Raw genomic sequence first — 25,457 nt, 5'->3', positions numbered from 1 at the left:
AGCTAATGATTAAGCTCCAGGCCCCCGTCATCCCTAGGGCGATGCTAGTTGCCATATCGCTGTGTCTTTTTGGGTGCAATCGAGCGGATGAGCGAAACATCAATTCATCGGTCTTCCCCCTCATGCCCACCCCAGCGTGACGGCGGTCAGCACGAGATAACGCACGCCCTTGGCCAGCGTGACGATCAATAGAAAACTCCAGAGTGGTTCGCGCATGACTCCAGCGACGACCGTGAGCGGATCGCCAATGATGGGCACCCAACTCAGCAGCAACGACCAGCGCCCGAAGCGCAGGTAGGACTGCTGGGTCATTTCGAGCTTGCTCTCGCTCACCGGAAACCATCGCTTGTGGCGAATTCGGTCAATGGAGCGACCCAACACCCAATTCAGCGTAGAGCCGACAACGTTGCCGAAGGTGGCAACCGCCAAGAGCGTAGAAGCGACGTACTGGTCGGAGAGCATCCCGACCAGCACGACTTCAGACCTGCATTGGCAACAACGTGGCGGCACCGAATGCCGCCAGGAACAGACCAACGTAGCTGGTGAGTTCAAACACTCAAACGCCGCCTTGTGCGCTCAAACCGATCCAACCATGGAAGCCGACGTACAGGCCAACACCGATGATCAATACGCTGGAGAGATACGGTGCGCGACGAGCCAAGGTGCCCAACCACGGCCAGCGATTCGAGGCCCGTTTGGCGCCAATGGCGGCTGCTGCACCGACGGTAACCAGTGTGAGCGCAAGACCAATGCTGAAGCACAGGACAAGCACGCCACCCAAGGCTACTTCTTTGACCTGAAGGCAGAGCAGCAGAACGGTGATGGCCGCCGGGCAAGGAATGAGCCCACCCGTCAAGCCGAACATGACGATCTGGCCCGTGGTCACCTCACGATTGGTGAAGCGCTTACGGATATCGTTGGCATGCGCACGCTCATGCGCATCCTGATAGCCATCAATTGACAACTCAAGACCTTCCAGTTCGGAATGCGCGTGCCCGTGATCATGCTCCTGGAACGCCAGATCGTAATCATGGGAGTGGCCCGCATGCCCAAGACTCAAGCGAGCACTGAACTCATGCGGTTCCGGGATATCGACTACCGACGCCAAGAAGCCTTCGCGCTCGACGAAAGAGAACGATTGGGTGCTGCCGTCCGGACGAGTCGTCATCAGGCGAACATCCGATGTAGCCCAAGCGTGTCCGGTCAATGTCTTCAGGCGCCAATGCGGTGGCATACCTTCTTCAAAAATCGACAGTTCGATGCGCCCATGACCGGTATCGATTCGGTGGGTTTCGTCATGATGGCCATGGTCATGCTCACCGTGGTGGTGAGCATCACCTTGCTCGAACTTGAACATCTGCTCACCGCGCCAGGTACGCCACAGCATCCAAAGCGCAATTACGATAATCAGTGCAGAGGACGCAAGCTGGAAGTACGGCTCAGTGGTTTGCGCGTCCAGACCTTGGCCCAGGTACATGCCGCCGATGGCGATCAACCACACCACAGCGGTGTGCGACAGCGTCGCGGCCAAGCCCAACAAAACGGCCTGTTTGACCGAGCCACGGATGGCCACGATGAAGGCCGCCATCATGGTTTTTGAATGGCCCGGTTCCAGGCCATGCAAGGCACCGAGCAAGATAGCGCTCGGAAAATACAGCCAGGCGTGAGCCCCGCCTTGTTGTAGCAGTTCAGCGAAGTTGGGCATGTCAGACCTAGAGGTACTTGGTGATTTGCTTGAAAGCGTCCAGTGGTGCGCGCTCGCCATTGTTCAACGCCGAGACGGTGTCCTCCAGGCAGTGATCAATGTGATCCTGAATGAGCGTGCGCTTGGCTTGGCACACCGCTTTTTCAACAGCATGTAGCTGCTGGGCGATGTCCACGCACTGACGCCCCTCTTCGATCATGGTGATGATGCCGCGTAAATGACCGTCCGCCCGTTTGAGGCGCTTGATGATCGCCTCATGACTCTGGTGGGTGTGGGGATGGCTGTGTTCGTGTTCGTGTTCGTGCTCACTCATGACTTGAGCCTCAGGCCTCAATGAATTACGCTGGCATCCTATCCCCCCTAGGAGGATGGGTCAAACGTATCAAAATCCTATGAAACGAGTTGAAACCCGAACGCTATGTTCAGCAGAACAATGACATCGACGGTGGTAGTCGCGCTTACTCTCGCCATGTTTGTGGCCTGGGCCGGGCATACCTATGCGTTGTCAGTGATGTCGAAACAGTCGGCCTGGGAGATTGCACAAGACGCTCATCACTCCCATGAAGAGCAAGCCGAGATGTCGTGTGCGAGCTGTTCGGATCACTATCACTCCCCGTTGACACCTGACCATCAGCACGAAACGCCACAGCTCACCTCCGCGTTGAGTTTGGCCGCGCAACCGAAGCTCTCTATGCGGGCCGATGCGCCACGCTATTCAGTTCCTCGTCCGCCGATTTTCTTGATCGAGCGTCCACCCCGTCCTTCGTTTGCATCCTGACCATGGCCGTACTGCGGCTTTTGATCCCTTCAACGTAGGATTTGATCTATGCCTTCGCACTCGATGAGCGGCGTTGACGCATTTACTGCGCCTTCGCGTCGCCTGCTACTGCTGTTGTTTTTATTTGTCGCGTCACTTTTCCTCGCAATGCCCGAGGCGATGGCTCATGCCGTCGCAGAAGGTGACAAGGGGTTCATCCAGGAAAGCTCCGGCGTCATGTTGTTGCCCTTCATCTACATGGGCGCCAAGCACATGATGACGGGCTACGACCACCTGCTGTTTCTGTTCGGGGTGATCTTCTTCCTCTATCGCCTGAAAGACGTGGGGCTCTACGTCACACTGTTCGCTGTAGGCCACTCGGTCACGCTGCTGCTTGGCGTGCTGACCGAGGTCAGCATCAGCTCCTACATCATCGACGCCATCATCGGTTTCTCGGTGGTGTACAAGGCGCTCGATAACCTGGGCGCATTCCAGCGCTGGTTTGGCTTCCAACCCAATACCAAAGTGGCCACGCTGATCTTCGGCCTGCTCCACGGTTTTGGTCTGGCCACCAAGATCCAGGAGTACGAGATCTCGCCTGATGGCCTGATTCCCAACCTGCTCGCTTTCAACGTCGGCGTCGAGATCGGCCAATTGCTGGCCCTCAGCGCAATTCTCATTTTGATGGGGTATTGGCGGCGCACAGGTAGTTTCTGGCGCCATGCCTATATCGCCAACGTCGCTATGATGAGTGCCGGTTTCCTCCTGATGGGCTACCAGATCACCGGCCTGTTTATCTCCGCGTAAGGAATTCTGACCATGTTCAATACTCCGCTTCCAACTGTTAATGAATTGCCTAGCACTCGCAAACTGGTGCGTTCGACTGTCATTGCACTGCTGACTGCGGTCGGCTTGCTGGTGACCGTGGTCATGCCTTCGGAATATGCCGTTGATCCTACGGGTGTGGGCCGCGCGCTGGGTCTGACCCAGATGGGCGAACTAAAGATCATCCTTGCCCAGGAGGCGTTGGCGGATGCCACGCCACCTCAACCGGTAGCTCCAGCTCCAGCTCCAGCTCCAGCTCCAGCTCCAGCTCCGCAGGTTGCGCAAATCCAACCTATTGCGAAACCTTTTGCTCAACCAGCGGTGACACCTGCTTCTGCTTTGAAGACAAATCAGATGACCGTCACGCTCAAGCCAGGTGAAGGGACAGAAATCAAACTGGAAGTGCTGAAGAACAAGACCGTCAGCTATGAATGGACCGCGGCTGGTGGGCCTGTGAACTACGACACCCATGGCGAACCCTACAACGGTAAAAAGGGTTACTTCCACAGCTACAACAAGGGCAAGCAGGTCAAAAGTGATAAAGGTGAATTCACCGCCATTTTTGACGGTACCCACGGTTGGTTCTGGCGTAATCGCAGCAACAACGATGTGACCATCTCACTGAAAACGACCGGCGATTACTTGAGTGTCCAACAGTAAGGCGAGGGGAACACAGGTACGACTGAGTGTCCAGATCGCCAAAAGCAGTTAATGCTTTCAACTAACGAGGCCGCAAATGCGGCCTCGTTTTCTACATTTACTCTTTACGCATCAACACCTTCATCAGGTTCATCTGATAGGTGTCGACGACGCATCAGGCGATAGGCTGCCGGGATGACAAACAGAGACAGTAAGGGCGCCGTGATCATGCCACCCACCATGGGTGCGGCAATGCGGCTCATCACTTCGCTACCGGCCACTACCCAGAAGGATGGGTAACAGGCCCGCAATGATCACGGCCACAGTCATGGCCTTGGGCCGACGGTAGCGTGGCCATGATCAGCAAGGCCTTGTCGAAACGGGAGAAAGTCAGGTAGAGCAGCACAAAGATGATCAACAACGTTCATTGACGACCCGGCGCAGGTCGGCGACCACCGAGGCGATATCCCGCCCCCGCACATCGATGTACACCCAGCCCGACGGTCGTGCATTTTCACTCTTGAGCATGGGCGGACCTTCGCTGACTTTAACCTTCGCGACCGTGCCGAGGGTGATTTGGCTACCCAGAGGGGTGTAGATCGGCAACTGCTCAAGGGCGCTGATCGAGTCACGCCACTCCCGAGGGTAGCGTACGTTGATCGGGAAGCGAGCCAGTCCTTCAATCGTCTCCCCAATGTTTCCACCACCGATAGCGCCGGCGACGATCGACTGCACGTCGGCGATATTCAGCCCGTAGCGAGCGGCCGCCTTGCGGTCGATATGCCATCCCGCTAACGCGGAATGAGGCTCAGTGTGGTACAGGAATCAAATACGGGGAGGTCGCTATACCCCTGACGGGGTTTGTATTGGCAACAAGTCACTAGAGAAGGACAGGACGTGAGGGCTGGATAAGGTGATAGGCGGCTTGACGATCGAGACTTGCAGCATACCGCCGGTCTTGCATTCCTGACCTGGCTTGCAGGTTTTGCCGTGTTCGGTGCGACTTTTCATGTCCTTCCAGTCGTGTCCCATACCGTCCATCATCGCCATCCATCCCGCTGAAGGGAAGCGCCAAGCTGATCAGGCAAATCAGGCAAATCAGGCAAATCAGGCAAAACCGCAGAGAGCGTTTCATGGACTGGAGTGTAGCCGGTGAAAATGGACCTTACAATTCACCCTTGAGTCTCCTTCGTTGGCTGCCACCACCCTCTATTCCGCGCTCATTTCCATTTCCGGACTTAAGGTGCCTAGCCACGCGACGAGACAAATTATGACGATTGCCATTGTAAATTCGAGCGTCATGCTGCGGCGCAACGCATTGACCGCGACAGAATATTCTCCGTTGCGAACTGACCGTTCTAGTACCGGACTTAAGTGAAAACGGTTGAGTGCGGCTAACACGATCATCCCCGCAAAGAGCAAGATCTTCAAAAACAGCAGCTGGCCATAAGTACTGAGCATCACTTCATCGAGGTTTGGCCCAACGATAAACAGGTAATTTACTACTCCCGTGATGCTTATGATTGCCACAATCACTCCGCCGGCCGACTCAAAGCCAGTCAGCACCCGAGCAAGAATGTGTGCCTCTTGATCGCTTTTGAGCGACTTCAAACGCAGTAGTAAGGCAAATGCTGCTAGTGCGCCCAACCAGCCACCTGCGGCCCATAGATGGAAGATATCGGTGATAAAGTGCCAGTAGCGGCGGCTTCCCTCACCCATCGCGCCGTGCCCCGTCCATGCCAACGTAGCCAACGCGACCGCTGCGCATAAGGTGACGATCCAGAGACTCAGTGTCGGATGGCGTTTATTCAAAGCGACACCAATAATTGCCACCACCAAGGCAGCTATTCGGACCATCCAGGTCAACCCGACGTCGGTCCCCATAAGGACCATTTCGAAAATATGGTGATGTAGCTCCATAAGCTCCGACACACCGCTCATTGCTTTCGCAAGCAACAACATAGCGGCAAGGGACAGAGCGATACCTACGACGGAAGTACCGTAAAGAAGCGACTCAAAATTCAAGACTGTGCCCGATACTCTTTCTTTTCCCCTGAGGCTATACAAACCGAAAATTGCCAATCCGAATAGCAGCATCAGGTCAAAATAAAGAGCAAAGCGAACCACAATGTATATTGAGTCGCTCATAAATCATTTCACTTTGAATGAGAAGTTGCCGGTGATCGGGTGAGTGTCCGAGGAGACGGCACGCCATTCGACTTTGTAAGTACCGGTGGTCATAGGTGCTGCAGGTGTAATCACCATCGTTTTCGGATCGCCACCACCAGCGACGGCTGCCTTAACACCCATTGGAGAGTTCGGCATCCCTGGCATATCGGTCATGATCAGTTTTGCACCGGAAAACTGAGTCGTAAGATTCTCAGAAAAATGCAGCTCAATTTTCGAAGGGGCCGCCGCATCCGAGCCTTCTGCCGGAGTGGAAGAAAGAAGCTTTGGATGTGCTTGAGCAACTGCACTCAGAAGCAAACCCGCGGTAAGCGCAACAGCTACGGTGGTAGTTTTAAGAAATGACATGCAAGACTCCTCACAGCAAGAGCTGTTGATTCGAGGTTTGTTTGGGAATATCTAGTTTTTAATTTTCGTTTCTTGTCCAAAACCACTGATGAAATAGCGAGTAGTCTCCGTACCCTGAGGCCGCGAGAACGGAAAACTTACTAGAATCTCAACGTCACAATGCAAGATCACGATGCCACACGAACGCAAACTGTTCGATTACATTTCAGTCAGCTTGAGCGCGGGCATTGGCCGTGGATTGACGGGGGTAACGGGACGTAACGAGGAGGCTGCAAGCCCGAATATCAGGGCTTTCGCTCATTTAAAGCTGACGCATGCGGACGCGGGTCACAGATTGAGCGGTCGACCCTGATCGCAAACACGACGTCGTTTAGCTCATTTTCAAGTCAACAGTCGGGAACTGTAGATGAAAGGCCGTTTTCCCATCAAATGACGTACACCATATTTTGCCATCATGCGCTTCAATAATTGATCGGGTAATCGACAGCCCTAGCCCCGCGTTGCTTGGACTGCCTTCTCGCCGAGCTGGATCCACGCGATAAAAGCGATCAAATAGCTTTTCAAGGTGTTCTGGGGCAATGGGCTCTCCATGATTCTCCACGACGATCATTACCGACATCTCCTTCTGTTGGATATCGACACTAATGGACTTCCCTTCAGAGGTGTAGCGCAGCGCATTTGAGAGCAGATTAGAAATGGCTCTATGGAGCATAAGAACATCGCCTCGGACACTGCCCCTTCCAGAAACCGTGAGCTCAATACCGCGCTCGTCAGCCACCAGGCGGTAGTACTCCAGCAATTTTTCTACGACCTCCACCAGGTCTATTGGTTTGTTCTCATGTGTGATCAGACCATTGTCTGATTTCGCCAGAAAAAGCATGTCATCAATCATCCGACTCATACGCTTCAAGTCATCGAGGTTTGAATACAGATTGTCTTCGTAGTCCTCGATATTCCTTTTTCTTGAGAGCACCACTTCCGTGTGGGTCATCAAGTTGCTGACGGGGGTTCGTAATTCGTGAGCAATGTCCGCAGAAAAATTCGATAAACGGACAAACGCATCGTCCAGCCTGGACAACATGGCATTGAACGACAGCACCATCTGCTGAAGCTCTTTGGGAACAGGCGCTAGGGGAATGCGCTCTTTGAGCGATTTAGCTGACATTGAGGCAGCGACCCGCGTGACCTGGTGAATGGGCCGCATACCACTGCTAGCAACCATCCAACCAAGTGCAGCGCTGACCAACGCGCTGATCAAAAGCCCTATCCAAAACCATTGTTCAAGCGTCTCGAAGAAGGACATATGTTGTGTGACGTCAAAGATCAAAATGACGGTCAACGGCTTGTCTTGCCCTGGCACCACAGCCTGCGCCGTTACGCCACGGAACATCTGATCCTGCTCTCGCCACTCCCAGACGTTGGTGTTTGGGGTCGTGCGGAATTCCTCGGGAAGATCAACCGGACCGGGATCAGCAAACAGCAGCTTGCCGTCACCATCGATTATTAGGGCAGTCAAATCACGATGAGCACCCAGTAACGCCTCCAGCTCAGGCTTAAAATCGCTAAATTGATCAATGCTGTTCAACCCGGCCAAAATTCTCTGGGTTGAGTGTAGCTTTTCGTTCAATGCCTGCTGATCCAGCACCTTGAAGTGATGCCGACTGAGATTATTGAAACTGAGTCCGGCGACCGTGAGCACAGCCGTTACAGCAAGCATGAACAGAAGACTCATGCGGGTCGTCAGGGACATGCGATTCATTACGACTCCGAATCAGGTGAGTCGAGCATGTAACCCATACCCCGAGAGGTATGGATCAGTTTGACCTCGAAGTCGTCATCAATTTTTGCTCTCAGCCTCCTCACCGCAACCTCGATAACGTTGGTATCACTGTCGAAGTTCATGTCCCAAACCTGGGAGGCGATAAGGGACTTCGGCAGCACCTCCCCTCGACGACGCAACAACAGCTCAAGCAACGCAAACTCTTTGGCCGTCAGGTCGATGCGTTTACCTCCACGGATGGCCCGGCGCTTGAGCAAGTCCACCTCCAGATCGGCCAATTTCATATAGGTTTGCGAGGGCGCGCCGTTACCGCGACGCAGCAATGTTCTGACGCGAGCCAGCAGTTCAGAAAATGCGAAGGGTTTGATCAGGTAATCATCAGCTCCGAGTTCAAGCCCCTTTACTCGATCTTCGACCCGGTCTCGCGCCGTAAGAAAGAGAACGGGAACATCCTTCCCGGATGCACGCACCTTCTTGAGTACTTCCCAGCCATCCAGCCCAGGCATCATGACATCAAGGATCAGCAGGTCATACGCCTCGCTCAGCGCATGCTGAAGCGCCTCATTGCCATTGGTGAAACGATCAACATTGAACCCCGCCTCGGTGAGTCCTTGCTGCAAATAGATACCTATTTTGGGTTCGTCTTCAGCAACCAGAAGTCTCATGGGGGGAGCTCTCAATAATGATGAAGCGGAGTCTGCAACGAAACACACCAGCCAACCAGTAACTGACAGAAAAGTAATATTGGCTTCAGGTAGATGTCAGGGAGTGCTGGCTAGGGTTCACACATGAGTACGTCCTAGTGCTCGACCGACTCTTGAGCATGAAACGTATGGGAGCCGGAAATCATTCCATAAGGAGCTGCCCTATGAATCGCCTAAAAATGCTGTTTTTTGTGAGCTCGATACTTCTCTCGGCTTCTGTATGGGCTGAAAGTGGCGGAGACCGGGTCATCGAGCGTATGGAAGGCCTGCGCGACAAGGCTGAAGCCGTCCTGATACAAGCTGAAAAAGCCCCTGAAGGACAGCGTCATGTCCACATGGCCGAACATATGACGCTGCTCGGCGACATCATGAGCCAGCTCCATAAAGATCATCCCGACGCCTCAATGTCACCCCAGCAGCACCTGGCCTGGATGGAAAAGCACGACAAAATCGTCGATGACGTTTTGAGCCAAATGCAGCGGGAGCACAAATTGATGCTTTCAGAGTGCCATCAGTAAGTGCTCGACGCATTTCCTGGTTAGAGCTGATTAACACGGCGTCATCTGAACGCCGTGTTTCTTATGAAACTGACAGAAATGTAGTGTTCAGGTCAGTTAACTGGCAGCTCAGTGCATTTAGCATAGCCAGTGTCTCCCTTTTACTCACGAGGTCACCATGAAAGCCAAGCTTACTACCCCAGCTATTGCAGCAATTACCCTTCTTTTTGGTGCTACCGCTTTGGCTAGCGCAGGTCATGGGAAAGACGATATTGGTCGACCTGGAGCCGCCACCGAGGTTACCCGCACAATTGAAGTCAAGATGAGTGATAACGCCTTCAAACCCAATAGCATCCATGTAAAACCTGGCGAAACAGTTCGATTTGTCCTTCGCAACGAAGGTTCACTGTTGCACGAGTTCAACATCGGCAAAGCCGCTGGTCATGCCGCGCATCAGGAAGAGATGGCGAGCATGGTTCAGAACGGCACGCTGACACCCAGCGGTACTGACCACAAGATGAGCGATATGGGGCACAGCATGGGGGGGATGAAGATGGTAGGTATGGAGCACAACGACCCAAATAGCGTTTTGATCGAGCCAGGCTCAACCCAAGAGCTCATCTGGACGTTCACCAAAAGCACAGGGCTTGAATTTGCCTGCAACGTACCGGGGCATTACCAATCAGGGATGGTCGGTCAGTTTGAACTGAAGTAGGCCAGAGCTGGCTGCAAGCACCGCGTCGACGGAAGAGTTGACTACGCTCTGTCGCAGAGATCACAGCAACTCACTTACACCGTGAGGTTTAGATCATGAATAACCATCAACATACGGATAGGAGCGCCAACTTACCATTCTGGAGGCGCAAAACAGGCGTTGTACTGCTCATGCTCATTGCGATCGGTGCCTTCTACGTGGTGCGGGAGCATTTCAACCACGTTTATTCATTTTTGCCCTACCTGATTCTGCTGATTTGTCCATTGATGCATTTTTTTGGCCATGGCCATGTCCATGGCGGACATGGTCGCCATGGCGATCAAACACCAATTAACAAGGACGAAAAAGGGAAATAGCTATGCCTACCTCACCGACCCACCAAGATCACAGTCACGTTCATGCGATCACTCCCCATGATGCTGATCTGCGTGACCCGGTGTGCGGAATGGCGGTCACTCTTCCACGTAAATTTGGCGAGTCTTATCAGGGAAACACGTATCAATTTTGTGGCCTGAAATGCCAAGAAAAGTTTCGAGCAGATCCTGAACGCTACAGCGGGAACCATCCGAGCGCAGAACCCCGCGGCAGCACTCCACAGCCTGCGGTACAAGCGGGTACTGAGTTTACCTGCCCTATGCACCCGGAAATACGCCAGCCCGTACCGGGCAATTGTCCTAAATGCGGCATGACATTAGAACCGGTCCTGCCTGCTCTGGATGAAGAGGAAAATCCTGAGCTTAAGGATTTCACCCGCCGTTTTTGGTGGTCGCTGCCAATAACCGTGGTAGTGACCGTACTCGCCATGGCGGGACACTCGTTGCAATTGTTCCATGGCTCGATCCAAAACTGGATCGAGCTCGCTCTGGCAACGCCGGTGACGTTATGGGCAGGTTGGCCCTTTTTTGTAAGAGGCATCGCATCTATTCGTAATCGCAGCCCAAACATGTGGACTCTGATTGGTTTAGGTACCGCCGCCGCCTATCTTTACAGCGTCGCGGCAACACTCATGCCCCAAAGTTTTCCCGCTACCTTCGTTCAAGATGGACGAATCGGCGTCTACTTCGAAGCAGCCGCGGTCATCATCTCGCTCACCTTGCTTGGGCAGATTCTCGAGCTCAAGGCCCGATCGCAAACCTCTGCCGCCATTAAGTCTCTTCTCGACCTTTCTCCCAAAACGGCACGCAGGATCAACGCAGATGGCCAGGAGGAAGACATTCCTATCACCCATGTGCACCTGGGTGATCATCTGCGCGTCAGACCTGGTGAAAAGGTGCCGGTTGATGGGTCTGTACTGGAGGGCGAAAGTGCTGTGGATGAGTCCATGCTCACTGGCGAGCCAGTGCCGGTAATGAAGAGATCTGGGGATACCTTGATCGGTGCAACACTCAATACTCATGGAAGCTTGGTAATGGAGGCGCAAAAGGTTGGCGCCGAAACCATGCTCTCGCAGATTGTACAGATGGTCGCTCGGGCCCAACGCTCAAAAGCGCCAATGCAACGAATGGCAGACGCGATTGCCGGCTACTTTGTGATGGGTGTTATCACGATTGCAATACTGACATTCGTAGGCTGGGGGCTATTCGGCCCGGAACCCAGCTGGGTCTTTGGTCTGATCAATGCTGTCGCCGTGCTGATCATTGCTTGCCCCTGTGCGCTGGGGCTTGCAACACCCATGTCGATCATGGTTTCGACGGGTAAGGCAGCCAGCATGGGTGTGCTGTTCAGGGATGCCAGTGCCATCGAAAACCTTTGCAAAATCGACACGCTGATTGTCGATAAGACAGGCACCCTAACAGAAGGTCGGCCGGTGTTTCACAGTGTGGAGGCCACACCCAGTTTCAAACCTCACGTTGTTCTTCAGCTAGCCGCCAGCCTTGATCAAGGCAGCGAACATCCCCTGGCTCATGCCATCGTCGATCACGCTCGATCCGAGAAAATTGAGCTCACCAAGCCCGAATCCTTTGAGTCTGGTTCAGGTATTGGGGTCAGTGGCCGGGTTGATGACAAGAAGATACAGCTGGGCAACACGGCGTTAATGGAAGCCGCCGGCGTGAGTACCAAGATCCTACAAGACCGTGCAGAGTTGTTACGTCTTGAAGGCATCAGCATCATCTATGTCGCGGTTGACGGGGTATTGGCGGGGTTACTGGCGGTGTCAGACCCGATAAAACCGACCTCCAAAGAAGCGGTCACCAAGCTCAAGGCTAATGACATCAAAATCATCATGGCTACCGGAGACGGGCTCACCACCGCTCGGGCTGTCGCCAGGGAGATGGGGATTGAAGAGGTCCATGGTGAAGTGAAACCTCAGGACAAGGAACGCCTGGTCGCAGACCTTCAGCAATATGGACGGAAGGTTGCCATGGCTGGTGATGGAATCAACGACGCACCGGCCTTGGCGCGGGCAGATGTGGGCATCGCAATGGGGACAGGCACTGACGTTGCGATGAATAGCGCGCAACTCACGCTAGTAAAAGGCGACCTGATGGGAATTCTACGTGCACGGGCCCTTTCGGTCGCAACAGTAAAAAACATGCGGCAAAATTTGGGGTTCGCCTTTCTTTACAACGCGATGGGTATCCCCCTAGCCGCGGGCCTTCTTTATCCGCTGACGGGATACCTCCTGTCGCCAATGATCGCCGCCATAGCAATGAGCGTCAGTTCGGCGTCTGTAGTTTTCAATGCATTGAGACTGAGGAATACTCCGATAGATTGAGCTTCAACGACGCTCCCGATCTCAAAGGAGATAACCCTTGACCTTGCCATCGTGTCAACGTTGATGCTGTCGGTACGGTTGAAAGAAACCGCCCAACACAAGAGGAATAACCATGTTCGTCTTAGATGTAGCAGGCATTGGCTGCGGCAGTTGCGTCAGCAAAATCACCAAAGCAATTCAATCACTCGACAACCAAGCTAAAGTTTCCGTGGATCGGGGAGCTGGTAAGGTGAGCGTTGAAAGCGTGGAAAGCCCAGAGCAGGTTCGCAGAGCAGTTGAAGCTTTAGGTTTTCCTTCCCAGATTAGGGCTTGAGAGCGCTGTTATTTCCTTCAAATACGAGCGCAGAGCCTAGATAACTAGATTCAAATCTTCTTGACTTTGCTCTGAAGTCACAGCTTCAGCACCCAAATGCCATCCATTACATATCACTGGACAGCAATCAGGAAAGCACTGCTTTGGAAGCAGTGAAGTGAACACCTGCTGTCGTAGCACTCGCACTGCAGTAGCATGCGGGTTGATTTGCGGGGCCACTGATCGCCTTGACAATTATCTTGTTATTGAACACGGGACCTCTTGGTTGCCGGCTGGCAATGCAAGGCCAGGCAAGTTCGATACGGCGAGGAGATAACCCCGACACAGCGCCAGTAATTGCATACGCAGTATTTTGACCTTATTTGCCTGCGTGCCTCGTTCGAGCATAGCTTTCATGGTGCCATTCATCGCCGTCAGCAGAGTGAAGGAGACATCGGCAAGGTCAGCGAACTTGGCATCCGTAGCGCTGGCCAGTAGCGCGCTGCAGGCATCCTGAAGACGTTTTATCATATCGATCCGCAGGTCGTCAGTGTCGAACTCCCCAGCAATTTTGTAGAGGGCGCGCGATGCGTCGGGCTGGTTGAGCTTGGTGTCGACGAACGCGGTGACAATGCCCTCGCTCATCGCAGCAACAGGTTGACCGTGCAGTTGCAGACAGGCCGCCTGGAATGTATCGGCGTACTCAGTCATGTGCTGCTCGACGAGCGAGTACAGCAGCGCTTGCTTGTGCGGAAAGTACTGGTACATCGTGCCCACCGAAACACCGGCGCGTTCGGCGATCCGCGTCATGGTTAGGCGACGAACGCCTTCATCGAGCAAAACCTGAATAGCGGCTTTCGAAATGGCGTCCACCGTCGCGGCGGATCGGGCCTGAGACGGCGTCTTTCTTGGCTTGAGCGCGTCGGGTGGTGGGATTTTCATATGCGAATTCAAAACCTGAATGATTGTTCATATACTTTACCGTCTTTTGTCGCCTTCGCCACGAGGGACACCATGGAGACGTTATGCAATTCATCAGAGCCTGTTTCACCCAGCTAATCTGGAAAGCCATGCCTCTGCTATTCGCAGCGGTCCTGCTACCCAACACCGCAGCCGGCACCACCATCCTTCGGTACTCCGATCATGAACCGCTGGGCGGTATGCGCACCCGCTTTATCAAGGATGTGTTTTTTACCGCCGTGGAGAGAGAGTCCAACGGACGCCTGAAGATCGAGGACCACTGGAGCGCCGAGCTTTCCAGTGGTTACGACGCCTTGCGTACCGTGGGCAAGGGCGAGGTGACGGATATGGGCATCGTCGTACCCGAATACATGGCCAATGACCTGCCGCTGCACCAGTTGTTCAAGAGCTTCCCTACCGGCCCTGCGGGCGCCAAACAGGTAGCATTCTTCCGTCGCGTGTATGGTGATATTCCGGATTTTTCCGCCGAGCTGGCCAACAACAATGTGGTTCCAATCCTGTTGAGTACCGGCTACCCGGTTGCGTTTTATAGCACCCAACCACTGGGCTCGTTGAAGGACATCAAGGGCCAAACTTGGCGCACGGCCAGCTTCTGGCACCAGGATTTTTTGCTCAACGCCAGCGCCGTTCCGGTCACCATGCATTGGGGCGAAGAAGTCTATAAGGCCTTGGCAGCCAGAACCCTGGACGGGCTAATGGTCAACGTGGACAGCGGTTACCTGCTCAAGGTCCATGAAGCAGCGCCCAATGTGCTGGTCGCCCGCAATTTGTGGCTGGGACACCTCTATTTGCTGACGATGAACCGCAACACCTGGGAACGGCTTGCAAGTGAAGACAAGGCTGCCATTCAACGCGCCGCCAATATCGCCTACCAGGCACTGGGGACCGTGATGGACCGCAGCTACGACGCCATGCTCGACGATCTGAAAACAGCCGGCGCGCAGATCCGACAACTAGAGAGCAAAGAGGTGAACGACTGGCAGACGACCACTCGCTATGAGGAGGTGCAGGCGCGCTGGGTCAGGGAGCAGGGAGACAAGGGGGTGAAAGATGCTGGCCCCGTTCTAGAAAAACTCAAAGCGCTGATGAATGACGCGATGCTATAGCAGCGCTCAGCTCGCGAGCTAGATGGAATGTGACCACGTCAACGAGCTCAAAGACAAGCTGAAATCGGATCAGGTGAAACCTCACGAAATGGGTGTCTCGGGGTTCGTAAACTCAGTTTAATAAACCGCCGGGCTGGTCAGTTTTCGACCGGCATGGACCCCTTGTGTCTCCCCCGGCATATTTTTTGGCTAAGCCACGTTTGCCTGTAATGTAGCGGTACCAACCGCTCATGCCCGTGGATAATAAATCGAGTACGCGCATGGAAAATACTGCAATACGATTTGCTTGCAATGGCTGTGGAGTGTGTTGCAAGGGGCGCCTGATTCCTCTGACCTTGAATGAGTCGAGACAGTGGCTACAGCGGGGCCATGACGTCGCGGTGATACTTGAAGCATTCGACGAATCCCTTTGGCCCACTGAGCCTGAGAAGTTCAGGCACAACGCTAAGCGTGCGGCGCAGATTGTCAGTGGTAACACCAAGATCAACGTTATCGCGATTTTCGCCGCGAACGCGCTTACCCAATGCCCAAATCTTGACGATCAGGATCGGTGTGGGATCTATGAAGAGAGACCGCTGGTGTGCAAGATCTATCCTGCGGAAATTTCACCGTTCATCACCTTGGATCCTACGGATAAGGTGTGCCCCCCAGAGGTGTGGGAGGCGGACGAGATTATCGTTTCTGATCGGGTAGTCGATCCTGCGCTACTCATTCAGATCGAGCAGTCTAGGGAAGCGGACAGACTGGATGCGCACGCGAAAGTGGCTGTCTGCGAATCCATGGATATGAAGGTTGCCGCGTGGAAAGAAAACGCTTTGGCCGTGTATCTGCCGGATAGACAGAATCTGATTGCTGCACTCGAGCAATATGATTCAGGTCTTCAAAGAACGGCCCATGCCACGTGGAACGTGCGCATCGAAGACCATGAATTGCGTGAAACAGTGAGAAACAGAGGTGTGCAAGTCGATACTTCGGAATCCTCCAGCTACATCTTCCACAAACTGTAGGGGCAGAAAGAAAAGCTTGCGCCAAAGGAACAGCTCGTTCACTCAGCGGGCGCCTACCAACGATAAGGTAATCCTCCGCTCGACCATCATGCTGCCATCGATATGAACCCGGACATAACGCTTTGCCCCACGTCCTAGTTACATTCTGTCTCTTTCGCTCCCAAGCGATCAGGCTTCACGAGCCCGGTGGCAAAATTCGTCTTGGGCTCAGATCAGTGCCCCTGTTTGCAGACCTCTGACCCAAGCGCGAATGCCCTGGAAATCCATAGTCCAAGCGGAGCTTGGTTTTGCTCCTACCGTTCAAGGTGTTGCGCACGACGGATGGGGATCACCGGCCACCAGCGCGGCAATTTCTGTCATGTAGAGGCAACGCACAGCACCTGGGTCATGGTTTTTTATTCGCTTTCATCCACTGATCGAATACAGCGATTTCCTTTTCCTGTGCGGCAATTATGTCCTTTGCCATTCGAAGCATCTCTGGATTTTTTCCGTTCTTGAGTTCGGCTTGCGACATCGTGACTGCCATCTGGTGATGCATGCGCATGTTAGCCGCGAAGTCATAATCCACATCGCCGGTCTTGGACATACCACCCATTCCTTTCATGCTGTCCATCTTCGAGTGATCCATCTGCTCGGAGGGCATCGGCATCGTTTCGCTTTTCGCGGGCTCTGCGGCACTGGTCCACGTCGGCGCTGTCGCCATGAACGCGACAGCTATCGCTACCGCCCTCGCTGATAAAGTGAACCGGCTAGAGCTGCTGTGCTTGATATGCTGTGACATTGTGAATCTCCTCGTAAGAAGTCGGAAGATTGGCATATACATCGACTGAGACATTTGCGTTAAAAGAGCTGATCACTTTGGGTCAATAGCGGATTCGTATATAGCAGATCAATACCAAACCAATTTGAACAGGAAACTGTTTCTTAGGGTTCAGATGAAGTGCTTCCTCAAGGGCTCATCTTTCACCCTAGACCACGCGAGGCGGACCGTCGATGAAATGAATATTACAATCCTGTCAGCTTCCCGTCAGGTAACATTTCGTTGCAAACAGTCTGTAGGAAAGTCTTAAAAAATTTCTTCTCTGGTGGCCTGTCTTATCAACTAACGGTGAGCCCAGATAGAATAGATGACCTTCACGATTGCCAAGTCCGCCAATCCGCCGACTGATCCACAAACTGCTTCAGATTTCGGTTCAGGCTCAGGTTAAGCTTCAGATGGATCAGTTCTTGATCTAGATGGGATTCACACAAGACCACAAGACTACAAGATAAATTTTCTAATCGACAATAAGAGTTATGTCCTCTGCACCATTAAGTTGTGTGCTTCTCAAACGAAACATCGCTACCTGACAGAACTGTAATATTGACCTCAGCTTCCTGACAGGGGATGAGCCTTATAGTCTTATTGAGCCTTAAGCTCCCCCCAAGATTCATCGTTGTTGTGGATTCGGGGATTACCAATACATCCGAGGAACCTTAAATGAAACCTATCAAAACTTTATTCGTCATCGCAGCTCTGACCATCTCTTCTTTGGCTATCGCTGAAGGCGGTGGTGACCGGGCTTTCGCACGTATGGAAGCGGCTAGGAATAATTCAATGGAGTCGTACCAAGTAGCTCAAACGCAGAGCGCCCAACCACCTGTCGCGGAAAGCAAAGTTAAAGCGATGGACCACAAGAATTGCTGAATAGCTTGCAGCGTTCCCAAGCTGACAGAAATGTAATCACTGTGATGGTTCAAATGTGGCAATTTCAGAGCTCGCTTGCCGTAAGCGCTCATTTTCAGTGACGGCGGGCGAAGCTCATCCGGGCTCATTACAAACCCCCCGAGAGAGTGCCTTCAACCTGAACAACTCGTTGGTTGTTTCGCACGGCTTCCCTTCTGACTGATTGGACATAAACGGCATGCATTCCAAAACCTCTAGGCGGACATTCGTAAAAGGCTTGGCCGCTGGTGGCATTCTCGGCGGCCTTGGCCTGTGGCGCACTCCTGTATGGGCAGTGACCAGTCCTGGTCTGCCGAGCGTTCTCACAGGTAACGAATTTGATCTGTTTATTGGTGAAACCCCTGTAAACATCACCGGCTCACCACGCACAGCCATGACCATCAATGGCTCATTGCCCGGACCTTTGCTGCGCTGGCGGGAGGGAGACACGGTCACGCTGCGCGTAAAAAATCGCCTAGATCAGGACACCTCCATTCATTGGCACGGGATCATTCTGCCGGCCAACATGGACGGGGTGCCTGGCTTGAGTTTCCATGGCATCGCACCCGACGGCATGTACGAGTACAAATTCAAGGTGCATCAAAACGGCACATACTGGTACCACAGCCATTCTGGGTTACAGGAACAAGCGGGCGTTTACGGTCCAATCGTCATCGACTCAAAAGAGCCTGAACCTTTTCAGTACAACCGCGACTATGTGGTGATGTTGACTGACTGGACCGATGAAGATCCTGCTCGCGTCATGGCCAAGCTCAAGAAACAATCAGACTATTACAACCATCACAAACGGACCGTTGGCGACTTCATCGACGATGTCAGCAACGAAGGTTGGTCTGCTGCCGTGGCCGATCGGAAGATGTGGGCTGAAATGAAAATGAACCCCACTGATCTCGCAGACGTCAGTGGGGATACTTATACCTACCTCATGAACGGCCAGGCGCCTAATGGTAACTGGACCGGTATTTTCAAACCGGGCGAAAAGCTGCGCCTGCGCTTCATCAATGGCTCGGGCATGAGCTATTTCGATGTCCGTATTCCTGGTTTGAAAATGACCGTTGTGGCCGCTGACGGACAATACGTCAAACCGGTCAGCGTCGACGAATTCCGCATCGCGGTGGCAGAAACGTATGACGTAATCGTAGAACCTGCCAACGAAGAGGCTTACACCATTTTCGCCCAGTCAATGGATAGAACCGGGTATGCACGCGGTACCCTGGCCATTCGCGAAGGATTAGAGGCACAGGTGCCTGCGACCGATCCTCGGCCTCTTTTGACCATGGATGACATGGGAATGGGCGGGATGGCGGGCATGGACCATGGCAGCATGGCGGGCGGCGGCGGCGATATGAAACAAGGTGACATGTCCGGGATGGCAGGCATGGACCACAGCAAGATGGCCGGCATGGACAAAGGCGACATGGCCGGAATGGATCACAGCAAGATGGCGGGCATGGATCACAGCAAGATGGCAGGGATGGGCAGTGGTGATATGTCGGGAATGGCTGGCATGGGCAGTATGGGTGGCGAAATGCAGACTCACCCGGCTTCCGAAACCAACAACCCCTTGGTGGACATGCAAGCCATGAACCCAACGCCAAAGCTAAATGATCCCGGCATCGGATTGCGGAACAATGGTCGTAGGGTACTCACCTACTCTGATCTGAAAAGCACTTTCCAAGACCCTGACGGCCGCGAGCCCAATCGCACCATTGAGCTGCATCTGACCGGCCACATGGAGAAGTTTTCATGGTCGTTCAACGGCATCAAATTCTCCGATGCCGAGCCGCTGCGCCTGAAGTATGGGGAACGTCTGCGCATCACCCTGGTGAACGACACCATGATGACTCACCCCATCCACCTTCACGGTATGTGGAGTGACCTTGAGGATGAGAACGGCAAGTTCATGGTGCGCAAGCACACAATCGATATGCCACCAGGCACCAAGCGCAGCTATCGAGTTACCGCTGATGCGTTAGGTCGCTGGGCCTATCACTGCCATCTGCTTTTCCATATGGAAATGGGCATGTTCCGTGAAGTACGGGTTGATGAGTAAAGGAGACGATCTGTGAGCACATACCTAAATCGTAAATCGCTGGTGGATCGCCTCTTTGCCATTGGCCTGTTGGGTGGCCTCTCGTCCGTGGCATTGGCAGGGGTTGATAGTAGTGACCATTCAACTGCGACTCCTGCGAAAGCAACGAATCAACCCGCAACTACGGCAACCGAGTTAAAGCCCTATCACGGGTCAAACCACAGCAAGAAGCGCCATGAATCGATGGATCATGACCCAAAAACCAAAAAGGCAGATTGAGATCATGACCAGCAAATTCATACGCCCAACGCTGTTAGCACTTGCAGTCTCTACCAGTCCTGCTTATTTGGTCATGGCCCAGGCGGCAGAAGAGATGGATCATTCGATGGCAATGCCATCAGGTGCGAATTCGAAGCCTTCGTCCGCGCAACAACCCAAGCCTGCCCCTACGAAAGATGGCGCGATGGATCACTCCAAGATGGACCACGGCTCAATGGGAGCTATGGACCATAGCAAGATGGGGGCAATGGATCACAGCAAGATGAGCATGGACGATGGAGCAATGGACGGTATGGAAAGTATGGACGGAGGGGCTACCACCACCAGCCGAACTCCAATCCCTGTACTGACCGACGCTGACCGTGCAGCCGCGTTCCCGAATGTGGCTGGTCACGGTGTTCACGACAAGAAGGTCAACGCCTTCATGCTGCTGGATAAGTTCGAATATCAAGATGCCGACAATGGCAGTGCACTGAGCTGGGACGCGAAAGGATGGGTGGGTGGCGACGTTGACCGTCTGTGGCTGCGATCTGAAGGTGAGCGCACCAATGGCGTAACCGAAAGCGCTGAACTTCAAGCGTTATGGGGACACTCTATCGGTCCTTGGTGGGATGTCGTCACGGGCATTCGTCAGGACTTCAAACCCGGGTCGCCACAGACTTGGGGAGCTTTCGGGATTCAGGGCATGGCCCTCTACAACTTTGAAGCAGAAGCGACCGCATTCATTGGTGAGAACGGACAGACCGCCGCCCGCATCGAGGGTGACTACGATATTTTGCTCACCAATCGCCTGATTTTGCAGCCTACCGCCGAAGCGAATTTCTACGGTAAAAACGATCCTGAACGGGGCGTTGGCTCCGGACTGGCCAACACCGAGGTGGGCTTGCGGTTGCGCTATGAAATTGTCCGTCAATTCGCCCCCTATATCGGTGTTTCCTGGAATCGTTCCTACGGAAAAACAGCCGACCTAGTCAGCGATGAAGGGGAAAAAACCAGCGAGGCGAAATTTGTAGCCGGTATTCGGATGTGGTTCTGAATGACTTGGGCACCGCCTTTACGAATTTTGAATAATCGAGAAGTCGCTGTCTCCACTCTAGGGGTAGCGCTTCGATTGAACCGAAGCAGCGGGATTGAACACTTGAGTGAGAGCTTGGCTTCTTTCCGAGGGTATCCCGACACAGCCAAGGCAAGAGGAAAAATTTATGACAGGTAACTTCCAACTCTCAAGTCGCTTCATGCGTATCGCAACGTTTGCAGCGCTATTCATCGGTTCTACCGCTCAAGCAGCACAGGCGCTGACAATCGATGTTCATCGAGATGCAAACTGTGGATGCTGCAAGAAATGGATTCAGCACCTAGAGGCAAACGGCTTCACCGTCATTGATCATGTAGAAACCAACATGAGCGCTGTCAAACAGGAGCTCGGTGTAGCTCCACGACTCTCGTCCTGCCACACCGCGATGATCAACGGAAAGTTTGTTGAAGGTCACGTACCCGCCGAGCAAATCATTGCGATGAGCAAACGTGACGATCTTCTCGGGATCGCCGTTCCTGGCATGCCAGCTGGGTCTCCAGGTATGGAAGTCAACGGAAAACATGATGTTTATCAGGTAATCGGGCTGTCCAAAGCAGGCGTAGATCAGGTCATTGCTCAATACCCCGGAAACTAATGTCGCCCCTCCATCCTGTCCCTGCATGGCCAGCGTCACACTACTCGGTGAGAGACCTCAGCCATCATGCGCGCGCCACAGACCCATGACGACGCTCGGTGGAAAGGTTGCGGGTCGAAGGCTTGAGCAAATGCCAACATCGCCGCTCGTTCGACTCGAACGGTGTCAGATAGATCGGCACCATGAGAATAACGATAGCCACCAGCACAATCAGCGTCGCAATACGCCCCTGTGTCTGACCCAGCGGCCCCTTGAGCCGCTCTTGCAGGGGATAGTGGGCACCATTGCTGCCTCCTTGCAGATCGTTGCAAAGGTACAAGATCGGTTAGCCCAGCATAGACGCTCAATAGAAAACGCGAGAAATCACCGCAGCTTGAGCGGATCGACCAGTTCAGCCGCGATGGCCATGCCCACCAGATCCGGCAAGGTATTGGCTTGCATGCGTTTCATCACCCGCGAGCGATACAGGTCGACGGTTTTTGCGCTCACGCCCAGTTGCTCCGCGATTTCACGGGTGGTGTAACCCTGCACCAGCGGCAGCAAGACATCGCGCTCCCGTGGGGTCAGTGTGAGCAAACGCGCCTGCAGTTCTTCGTGTCCCTGATTGCCTGAGCGGCTGGCCGCGCAGTTGCTGAGCGCCTGTTGCACGCTGTCCAGCAGCAATTGCTCGTTGTAGGGTTTCTCGATGAAGTCATGGGCGCCTGCCTTGAAAGCGCGAACCACGATCGGCACATCGGCGTGCCCGCTGACGAAAATGATCGGCAGGTTCAGCTCACGTATGCGCATTTCTTCCTGCACGTTCAAACCGCCCATGCCGGGCATGCGAACATCGAGCAGCACGCAGGCATCGAGCGTGGCATCACAGGCACTGAGAAACGCTACGCCACTGGTAAACGGCAAGGCTTTGAGCCCGACCGATTCCAATAACCAGACCGTTGAATCGAGCATGCCTTGGTCATCGTCGACCACATACACCACGTGCTCCGTCACACCTGCCATTACGTTATTCCTGTTGTTGTTTTGTTGGGCCGGCCAGCGGCAAACGGCAGCACATCAGCAGCCCGACAGGCTGGCGCCGGGCCTGCAACTCGCCACCGAAACCTTCGATGATGCTGCGGCTCATGGACAAGCCAAGTCCCAGGCCATCGGCCTTGCTGGTATAGAACGGGGTAAATATCTGCTCCAGTTCGGGCTCGCTGACGCCCGGTCCCTGGTCTTGCACGCTGATCTCCACGGTTGCACCACTGCCCTGCCCCGCAGTCATTACGATCAGTGATGGTTGCCCCGGATGTTGTTCGCGGTTGGCATCGATGGCATTGCGCAACAGATTGAGCAGGACCTGCTCCAGCAGCACCCGGTCGGCATAAATCGGCGGCAGATTATCCGGCAGTCGATCCTCGATTGTCACTTGGCAATTGCTCGCTTCCCAGGCACACAAACGCACGGCCTCGCGAGCGACGTCGGTAAAGTTCAGGGCCTGCAAGTGCCGCTGTCCCTTGCGCAGAAACGCCCGTAGACGCCTGATCACCTCCGAAGCATGCGTGGCGTGGTGGGTAATGCGTTGCAGCCCTTGCGCCACTCTGTCGGCGGCCTGGGGATTGGAGCCCAGCGTCTGTAAATAGCGCTGGCTGGCATTGGCATAATTGACCACCGCCGCCAACGGCTGGTTGATTTCGTGTGCGATGCCCGAGGCCAATTCACCCAGGGTGACCAACCGCGCGGTGTGTGCCAGTTCGTCCTGATGGCGGCGCTGTTGCACTTCACGCAGTTCACGCTCGGTCATGTCCCGTGCGACCAATGAATAATAGCGCTCGCCACCGGCCGAACGGTGCGCCAGCAGCACCAGCGATACCAGCACGGAAGTGCCGCCACCCGGTGGCTGCAACCGCGCCTCGGTGCTCCAGACACCGTCACGTTCGGCGCTGCTCCAGCCATCACGCTGCAGACGTGCCAGGTCGCTGCTGGCGAACAATTGCGCCAGGGCTGGCATCGGTTGTTGCTCGTCGATCCCCAGGATGCGCCGCGCCGCTGGGTTGAGATAAGTGACTTGCCCCTCCGGGTCGATGAACAACACCGGATCGGTGTTGGCCTCGACGACTTCGGCCAGGCGCCGCTTGTTCTCTTCGGCTTGCACCCGGGCGGTAATGTCCCGGGAGACGCTGACCACTTCGACCACCGTCCCGGTGTAGGTTTCACGAATCGCCCGGCTCGCGGTTTCGAACCACAGGTAATGCCCGTCTCGATGGCGAATGCGATACGTCATCGTGTGATAACCGTCCTGCTCCAGGGCATCCCGCGCACGCTGCACCAGGCTGGCCAGGTCCTGGCCATGGAACAAGCCCTGGGCCATTTGCCCGCGCAACTCCTCCGGCCAGTAGCCGAGCAATGTCCAGGACGCCGGCGAGGCATCGAGAAAACGCCCGTCCGGTGTGTGCCTGGAAATCAGGTCGGTGGTGTTCTCGATGATCAGCCGGTACAGCCGCCGTGCCGTGGCCGCTTCACGCTCGGCCAGCACTTGTGCCGTGGCATCGCGGCAACGGGCGAGCACGCGGTTGTCCTGAGGATCGGGGATAAACGTCCAGATCAATATCTGCGCTTCGAACTGGGCTTCGACCCCCTCGACAGCGCGTTGTTGGTCAAGGCAGGCGCGCACCAGCACCCGGTGATTGACCGGCAAAAAGCCCAGCACATCGGTCAACGGCTTTTCGGCGAGCAGTGCCAACAGCGCGGCATTGAACTCCAGCGGCCGGCCCTGCGCATCGAGCAACAGACTCGGTTGCGGATCGTGGCCCAACAGCGGCGAGCCGCGCAGCATGCCGTTGACGCTGCTCAGCAACGTCGTCAGCAAGTCCTGCACCCAACCCAGCCAATCAAGACTCACGCCCTCGCACACTTCCACCAGCAATAACCCCGGCTGCCCCGGTTGCAAGGCCAGATCAAACACCTGGCCATGGCTGATGGCGGCCCGACGCAATCGACCGGACAACCAGCAATCGAGTTGGCGTACTTGCGCCAGATCCAGACGCCCCGCCTCGACCAGTCGATCAAACAGCAACTGATCGCTGGCCAGCGACGGGTCACCCAGGCCCGGTGGAAAATGCTGGGCGGCGCCCTCGTGGCTGTAAATCCGCGCATTGGGTTGCCAACTCAAGTAAACCGCCCGGCGCACCTCGGGACATTCCTGCAACGCGCGGCACAACGCATCAGCCCGGGCGGCCAGCGACACACCCTCGCGCTGCAGGCGCAACCAGCTGTGCAATCGAACGGGAGTCAGGGTCATCACAGGTCCGCTTCGTTGGGGAAGCCAAGGATATACCGGCCTCGGCGGTGTCACTGTATTCATTTAGACCTGTCAGAATCAAATATAGTACATATCCTATATGACATAGGTTGTACTTCCATATCTGTAGCTGAATGTTATATAAAGCAGACCGGACATAAAAGGCGACCTCAGCGGCTACGCTGCAAGGTCACCTATAGAGCTAACAATC

25 protein-coding genes and 3 pseudogenes are annotated in these 25,457 nt (G+C 54.5%); 14 read left to right on the top strand and 14 right to left on the bottom strand.

Annotated features, from left to right (window positions below; all coding sequences use genetic code 11):
* Positions 1–120 precede the first annotated feature (120 nt).
* From ACYZTR_RS14265 to ACYZTR_RS14255, 3 genes and pseudogenes are all read right to left on the bottom strand, one after another.
* Positions 121–556 (bottom strand): annotated as a pseudogene (locus ACYZTR_RS14265) (YqaA family protein).
* Complete coding sequence (locus tag ACYZTR_RS14260; RefSeq protein WP_461971818.1) at positions 557–1,705, bottom strand: nickel/cobalt efflux protein RcnA; 1,149 nt, start codon at positions 1,703–1,705, stop codon at positions 557–559.
* A 7-nt stretch (positions 1,706–1,712) separates the two neighbouring features.
* Complete coding sequence (locus ACYZTR_RS14255) at positions 1,713–2,018, bottom strand: metal-sensing transcriptional repressor (RefSeq protein WP_461971816.1); 306 nt, start codon at positions 2,016–2,018, stop codon at positions 1,713–1,715.
* A gap of 513 nt (positions 2,019–2,531) precedes the next feature.
* Here ACYZTR_RS14255 and ACYZTR_RS14250 point away from each other — a divergent pair.
* Positions 2,532–3,269, top strand: a complete 738-nt coding sequence (locus tag ACYZTR_RS14250) for a HupE/UreJ family protein (protein WP_461971814.1) — start codon at positions 2,532–2,534, stop codon at positions 3,267–3,269.
* Positions 3,270–3,281: 12 nt separating this feature from the next.
* The gene (locus ACYZTR_RS14245; RefSeq protein WP_461971812.1) at positions 3,282–3,947 is read left to right on the top strand and encodes a transmembrane anchor protein; all 666 of its coding nucleotides are present in this window, start codon (positions 3,282–3,284) and stop codon (positions 3,945–3,947) included.
* A gap of 104 nt (positions 3,948–4,051) precedes the next feature.
* Here ACYZTR_RS14245 and ACYZTR_RS14240 read toward each other — a convergent pair.
* The 6 genes and pseudogenes from ACYZTR_RS14240 to ACYZTR_RS14215 all read right to left on the bottom strand — a co-directional run.
* Positions 4,052–4,706 (bottom strand): annotated as a pseudogene (locus ACYZTR_RS14240) (efflux RND transporter permease subunit); the annotation flags it as partial.
* A 63-nt stretch (positions 4,707–4,769) separates the two neighbouring features.
* A pseudogene (locus ACYZTR_RS14235) lies at positions 4,770–5,061 on the bottom strand (hypothetical protein).
* 74 nt (positions 5,062–5,135) lie between these two features.
* Complete coding sequence (copD, locus tag ACYZTR_RS14230) at positions 5,136–6,074, bottom strand: copper homeostasis membrane protein CopD (RefSeq protein WP_461971810.1); 939 nt, start codon at positions 6,072–6,074, stop codon at positions 5,136–5,138.
* A 3-nt stretch (positions 6,075–6,077) separates the two neighbouring features.
* Positions 6,078–6,461 carry a copper homeostasis periplasmic binding protein CopC gene (gene copC / locus ACYZTR_RS14225; RefSeq protein ID WP_461971809.1) on the bottom strand — a complete coding sequence of 128 codons (384 nt, stop codon included), beginning with the start codon at positions 6,459–6,461 and terminating at the stop codon, positions 6,078–6,080.
* Between the two features lie 370 nt (positions 6,462–6,831).
* Entirely contained in the window at positions 6,832–8,220 is a 1,389-nt protein-coding gene (locus tag ACYZTR_RS14220; RefSeq protein ID WP_461971807.1) for a heavy metal sensor histidine kinase, read from the bottom strand.
* On the bottom strand, positions 8,220–8,906 hold the full coding sequence (locus ACYZTR_RS14215) for a heavy metal response regulator transcription factor (RefSeq protein WP_461971806.1): 687 nt from the start codon (positions 8,904–8,906) through the stop codon (positions 8,220–8,222). Before ACYZTR_RS14215 ends, ACYZTR_RS14220 begins: the two co-directional genes overlap by 1 nt.
* A 203-nt stretch (positions 8,907–9,109) precedes the next feature.
* Here ACYZTR_RS14215 and ACYZTR_RS14210 point away from each other — a divergent pair, with 203 nt between their 5' ends.
* The 5 genes from ACYZTR_RS14210 (at position 9,110) to ACYZTR_RS14190 (ending at position 13,186) form a co-directional block, all read left to right on the top strand.
* A complete protein-coding gene (locus ACYZTR_RS14210) occupies positions 9,110–9,463 on the top strand; it encodes a co-regulatory protein PtrA N-terminal domain-containing protein (RefSeq protein WP_461971804.1) in 354 nt (117 codons plus the stop codon).
* Between the two features lie 157 nt (positions 9,464–9,620).
* A complete protein-coding gene (locus tag ACYZTR_RS14205; RefSeq protein WP_461971802.1) occupies positions 9,621–10,157 on the top strand; it encodes a cupredoxin domain-containing protein in 537 nt (178 codons plus the stop codon).
* A 95-nt stretch (positions 10,158–10,252) separates the two neighbouring features.
* Positions 10,253–10,513, top strand: coding sequence for a DUF2933 domain-containing protein (locus ACYZTR_RS14200; RefSeq protein ID WP_461971800.1), 261 nt, complete (start codon positions 10,253–10,255; stop codon positions 10,511–10,513).
* Between the two features lie 2 nt (positions 10,514–10,515).
* Complete coding sequence (locus ACYZTR_RS14195) at positions 10,516–12,873, top strand: heavy metal translocating P-type ATPase (protein ID WP_461971798.1); 2,358 nt, start codon at positions 10,516–10,518, stop codon at positions 12,871–12,873.
* 112 nt (positions 12,874–12,985) lie between these two features.
* On the top strand, positions 12,986–13,186 hold the full coding sequence (locus ACYZTR_RS14190) for a heavy-metal-associated domain-containing protein (protein WP_461971796.1): 201 nt from the start codon (positions 12,986–12,988) through the stop codon (positions 13,184–13,186).
* A gap of 234 nt (positions 13,187–13,420) precedes the next feature.
* On the opposite strand, the gene ACYZTR_RS14185 is transcribed toward ACYZTR_RS14190, so the two are convergent.
* Positions 13,421–14,107, bottom strand: a complete 687-nt coding sequence (locus ACYZTR_RS14185; RefSeq protein ID WP_461971794.1) for a TetR/AcrR family transcriptional regulator — start codon at positions 14,105–14,107, stop codon at positions 13,421–13,423.
* Between the two features lie 83 nt (positions 14,108–14,190).
* On the opposite strand from ACYZTR_RS14185, the gene dctP reads away from it, so the two are divergent.
* Together dctP and ACYZTR_RS14175 are read left to right on the top strand one after the other, a co-directional pair.
* Positions 14,191–15,252, top strand: coding sequence for a TRAP transporter substrate-binding protein DctP (dctP, locus tag ACYZTR_RS14180; protein WP_461971792.1), 1,062 nt, complete (start codon positions 14,191–14,193; stop codon positions 15,250–15,252).
* Positions 15,253–15,512: 260 nt separating this feature from the next.
* Complete coding sequence (locus tag ACYZTR_RS14175; RefSeq protein ID WP_461971790.1) at positions 15,513–16,259, top strand: YkgJ family cysteine cluster protein; 747 nt, start codon at positions 15,513–15,515, stop codon at positions 16,257–16,259.
* Between the two features lie 385 nt (positions 16,260–16,644).
* On the opposite strand, the gene ACYZTR_RS14170 is transcribed toward ACYZTR_RS14175, so the two are convergent.
* Entirely contained in the window at positions 16,645–17,040 is a 396-nt protein-coding gene (locus tag ACYZTR_RS14170; protein ID WP_461971788.1) for a DUF305 domain-containing protein, read from the bottom strand.
* Between the two features lie 699 nt (positions 17,041–17,739).
* On the opposite strand from ACYZTR_RS14170, the gene ACYZTR_RS14165 reads away from it, so the two are divergent.
* From ACYZTR_RS14165 to ACYZTR_RS14145, 5 genes are all read left to right on the top strand, one after another.
* Entirely contained in the window at positions 17,740–17,946 is a 207-nt protein-coding gene (locus ACYZTR_RS14165) for a co-regulatory protein PtrA N-terminal domain-containing protein (RefSeq protein ID WP_461971786.1), read from the top strand.
* 217 nt (positions 17,947–18,163) lie between these two features.
* Positions 18,164–20,038, top strand: coding sequence for a copper resistance system multicopper oxidase (locus ACYZTR_RS14160; protein WP_461971784.1), 1,875 nt, complete (start codon positions 18,164–18,166; stop codon positions 20,036–20,038).
* 12 nt (positions 20,039–20,050) lie between these two features.
* Positions 20,051–20,296, top strand: coding sequence for a hypothetical protein (locus ACYZTR_RS14155; RefSeq protein ID WP_461971782.1), 246 nt, complete (start codon positions 20,051–20,053; stop codon positions 20,294–20,296).
* Positions 20,268–21,332, top strand: coding sequence for a copper resistance protein B (locus ACYZTR_RS14150; protein ID WP_461979728.1), 1,065 nt, complete (start codon positions 20,268–20,270; stop codon positions 21,330–21,332). Before ACYZTR_RS14155 ends, ACYZTR_RS14150 begins: the two co-directional genes overlap by 29 nt.
* 166 nt (positions 21,333–21,498) lie before the next feature.
* Positions 21,499–21,966 carry a DUF411 domain-containing protein gene (locus tag ACYZTR_RS14145; RefSeq protein WP_461971780.1) on the top strand — a complete coding sequence of 156 codons (468 nt, stop codon included), beginning with the start codon at positions 21,499–21,501 and terminating at the stop codon, positions 21,964–21,966.
* A 64-nt stretch (positions 21,967–22,030) separates the two neighbouring features.
* On the opposite strand, the gene ACYZTR_RS14140 is transcribed toward ACYZTR_RS14145, so the two are convergent.
* Genes ACYZTR_RS14140 through ACYZTR_RS14130 form a run of 3 tightly spaced genes read right to left on the bottom strand, consistent with a single transcriptional unit; the run spans position 22,031 to position 25,246 of the window.
* Positions 22,031–22,285 carry a hypothetical protein gene (locus tag ACYZTR_RS14140; RefSeq protein WP_461971778.1) on the bottom strand — a complete coding sequence of 85 codons (255 nt, stop codon included), beginning with the start codon at positions 22,283–22,285 and terminating at the stop codon, positions 22,031–22,033.
* A 44-nt stretch (positions 22,286–22,329) separates the two neighbouring features.
* Positions 22,330–22,965 carry a response regulator transcription factor gene (locus ACYZTR_RS14135; RefSeq protein ID WP_461971776.1) on the bottom strand — a complete coding sequence of 212 codons (636 nt, stop codon included), beginning with the start codon at positions 22,963–22,965 and terminating at the stop codon, positions 22,330–22,332.
* A gap of 4 nt (positions 22,966–22,969) precedes the next feature.
* Positions 22,970–25,246 carry a PAS domain-containing sensor histidine kinase gene (locus tag ACYZTR_RS14130; protein WP_461971774.1) on the bottom strand — a complete coding sequence of 759 codons (2,277 nt, stop codon included), beginning with the start codon at positions 25,244–25,246 and terminating at the stop codon, positions 22,970–22,972.
* Between the last annotated feature and the right edge of the window lie 211 nt (positions 25,247–25,457).

Source organism: Pseudomonas sp. Hz4 (assembly GCF_054898165.1).
The sequence above is the reverse complement of the archived record's forward strand: the minus strand, read 5'-3'. Positions and strand labels throughout refer to the sequence as shown.

Coding starts and splice junctions, on each gene's coding strand:
- ACYZTR_RS14200 (WP_461971800.1), top strand. CDS start 10,253: ATGAATAACCATCAACATACGGATAGGAGCGCCAACTTACCATTCTGG.
- ACYZTR_RS14150 (WP_461979728.1), top strand. CDS start 20,268: ATGACCCAAAAACCAAAAAGGCAGATTGAGATCATGACCAGCAAATTC.
- ACYZTR_RS14160 (WP_461971784.1), top strand. CDS start 18,164: ATGCATTCCAAAACCTCTAGGCGGACATTCGTAAAAGGCTTGGCCGCT.
- ACYZTR_RS14170 (WP_461971788.1), bottom strand. CDS start 17,040: ATGTCACAGCATATCAAGCACAGCAGCTCTAGCCGGTTCACTTTATCA.
- ACYZTR_RS14145 (WP_461971780.1), top strand. CDS start 21,499: ATGACAGGTAACTTCCAACTCTCAAGTCGCTTCATGCGTATCGCAACG.
- dctP (WP_461971792.1), top strand. CDS start 14,191: ATGCAATTCATCAGAGCCTGTTTCACCCAGCTAATCTGGAAAGCCATG.
- ACYZTR_RS14260 (WP_461971818.1), bottom strand. CDS start 1,705: ATGCCCAACTTCGCTGAACTGCTACAACAAGGCGGGGCTCACGCCTGG.
- ACYZTR_RS14135 (WP_461971776.1), bottom strand. CDS start 22,965: ATGGCAGGTGTGACGGAGCACGTGGTGTATGTGGTCGACGATGACCAA.
- ACYZTR_RS14210 (WP_461971804.1), top strand. CDS start 9,110: ATGAATCGCCTAAAAATGCTGTTTTTTGTGAGCTCGATACTTCTCTCG.
- ACYZTR_RS14165 (WP_461971786.1), top strand. CDS start 17,740: ATGAAACCTATCAAAACTTTATTCGTCATCGCAGCTCTGACCATCTCT.
- ACYZTR_RS14195 (WP_461971798.1), top strand. CDS start 10,516: ATGCCTACCTCACCGACCCACCAAGATCACAGTCACGTTCATGCGATC.
- ACYZTR_RS14190 (WP_461971796.1), top strand. CDS start 12,986: ATGTTCGTCTTAGATGTAGCAGGCATTGGCTGCGGCAGTTGCGTCAGC.
- ACYZTR_RS14130 (WP_461971774.1), bottom strand. CDS start 25,246: ATGACCCTGACTCCCGTTCGATTGCACAGCTGGTTGCGCCTGCAGCGC.
- ACYZTR_RS14215 (WP_461971806.1), bottom strand. CDS start 8,906: ATGAGACTTCTGGTTGCTGAAGACGAACCCAAAATAGGTATCTATTTG.
- ACYZTR_RS14220 (WP_461971807.1), bottom strand. CDS start 8,220: ATGAATCGCATGTCCCTGACGACCCGCATGAGTCTTCTGTTCATGCTT.
- ACYZTR_RS14245 (WP_461971812.1), top strand. CDS start 3,282: ATGTTCAATACTCCGCTTCCAACTGTTAATGAATTGCCTAGCACTCGC.
- copD (WP_461971810.1), bottom strand. CDS start 6,074: ATGAGCGACTCAATATACATTGTGGTTCGCTTTGCTCTTTATTTTGAC.
- ACYZTR_RS14175 (WP_461971790.1), top strand. CDS start 15,513: ATGGAAAATACTGCAATACGATTTGCTTGCAATGGCTGTGGAGTGTGT.
- ACYZTR_RS14185 (WP_461971794.1), bottom strand. CDS start 14,107: ATGAAAATCCCACCACCCGACGCGCTCAAGCCAAGAAAGACGCCGTCT.
- ACYZTR_RS14205 (WP_461971802.1), top strand. CDS start 9,621: ATGAAAGCCAAGCTTACTACCCCAGCTATTGCAGCAATTACCCTTCTT.
- copC (WP_461971809.1), bottom strand. CDS start 6,461: ATGTCATTTCTTAAAACTACCACCGTAGCTGTTGCGCTTACCGCGGGT.
- ACYZTR_RS14250 (WP_461971814.1), top strand. CDS start 2,532: ATGCCTTCGCACTCGATGAGCGGCGTTGACGCATTTACTGCGCCTTCG.
- ACYZTR_RS14255 (WP_461971816.1), bottom strand. CDS start 2,018: ATGAGTGAGCACGAACACGAACACGAACACAGCCATCCCCACACCCAC.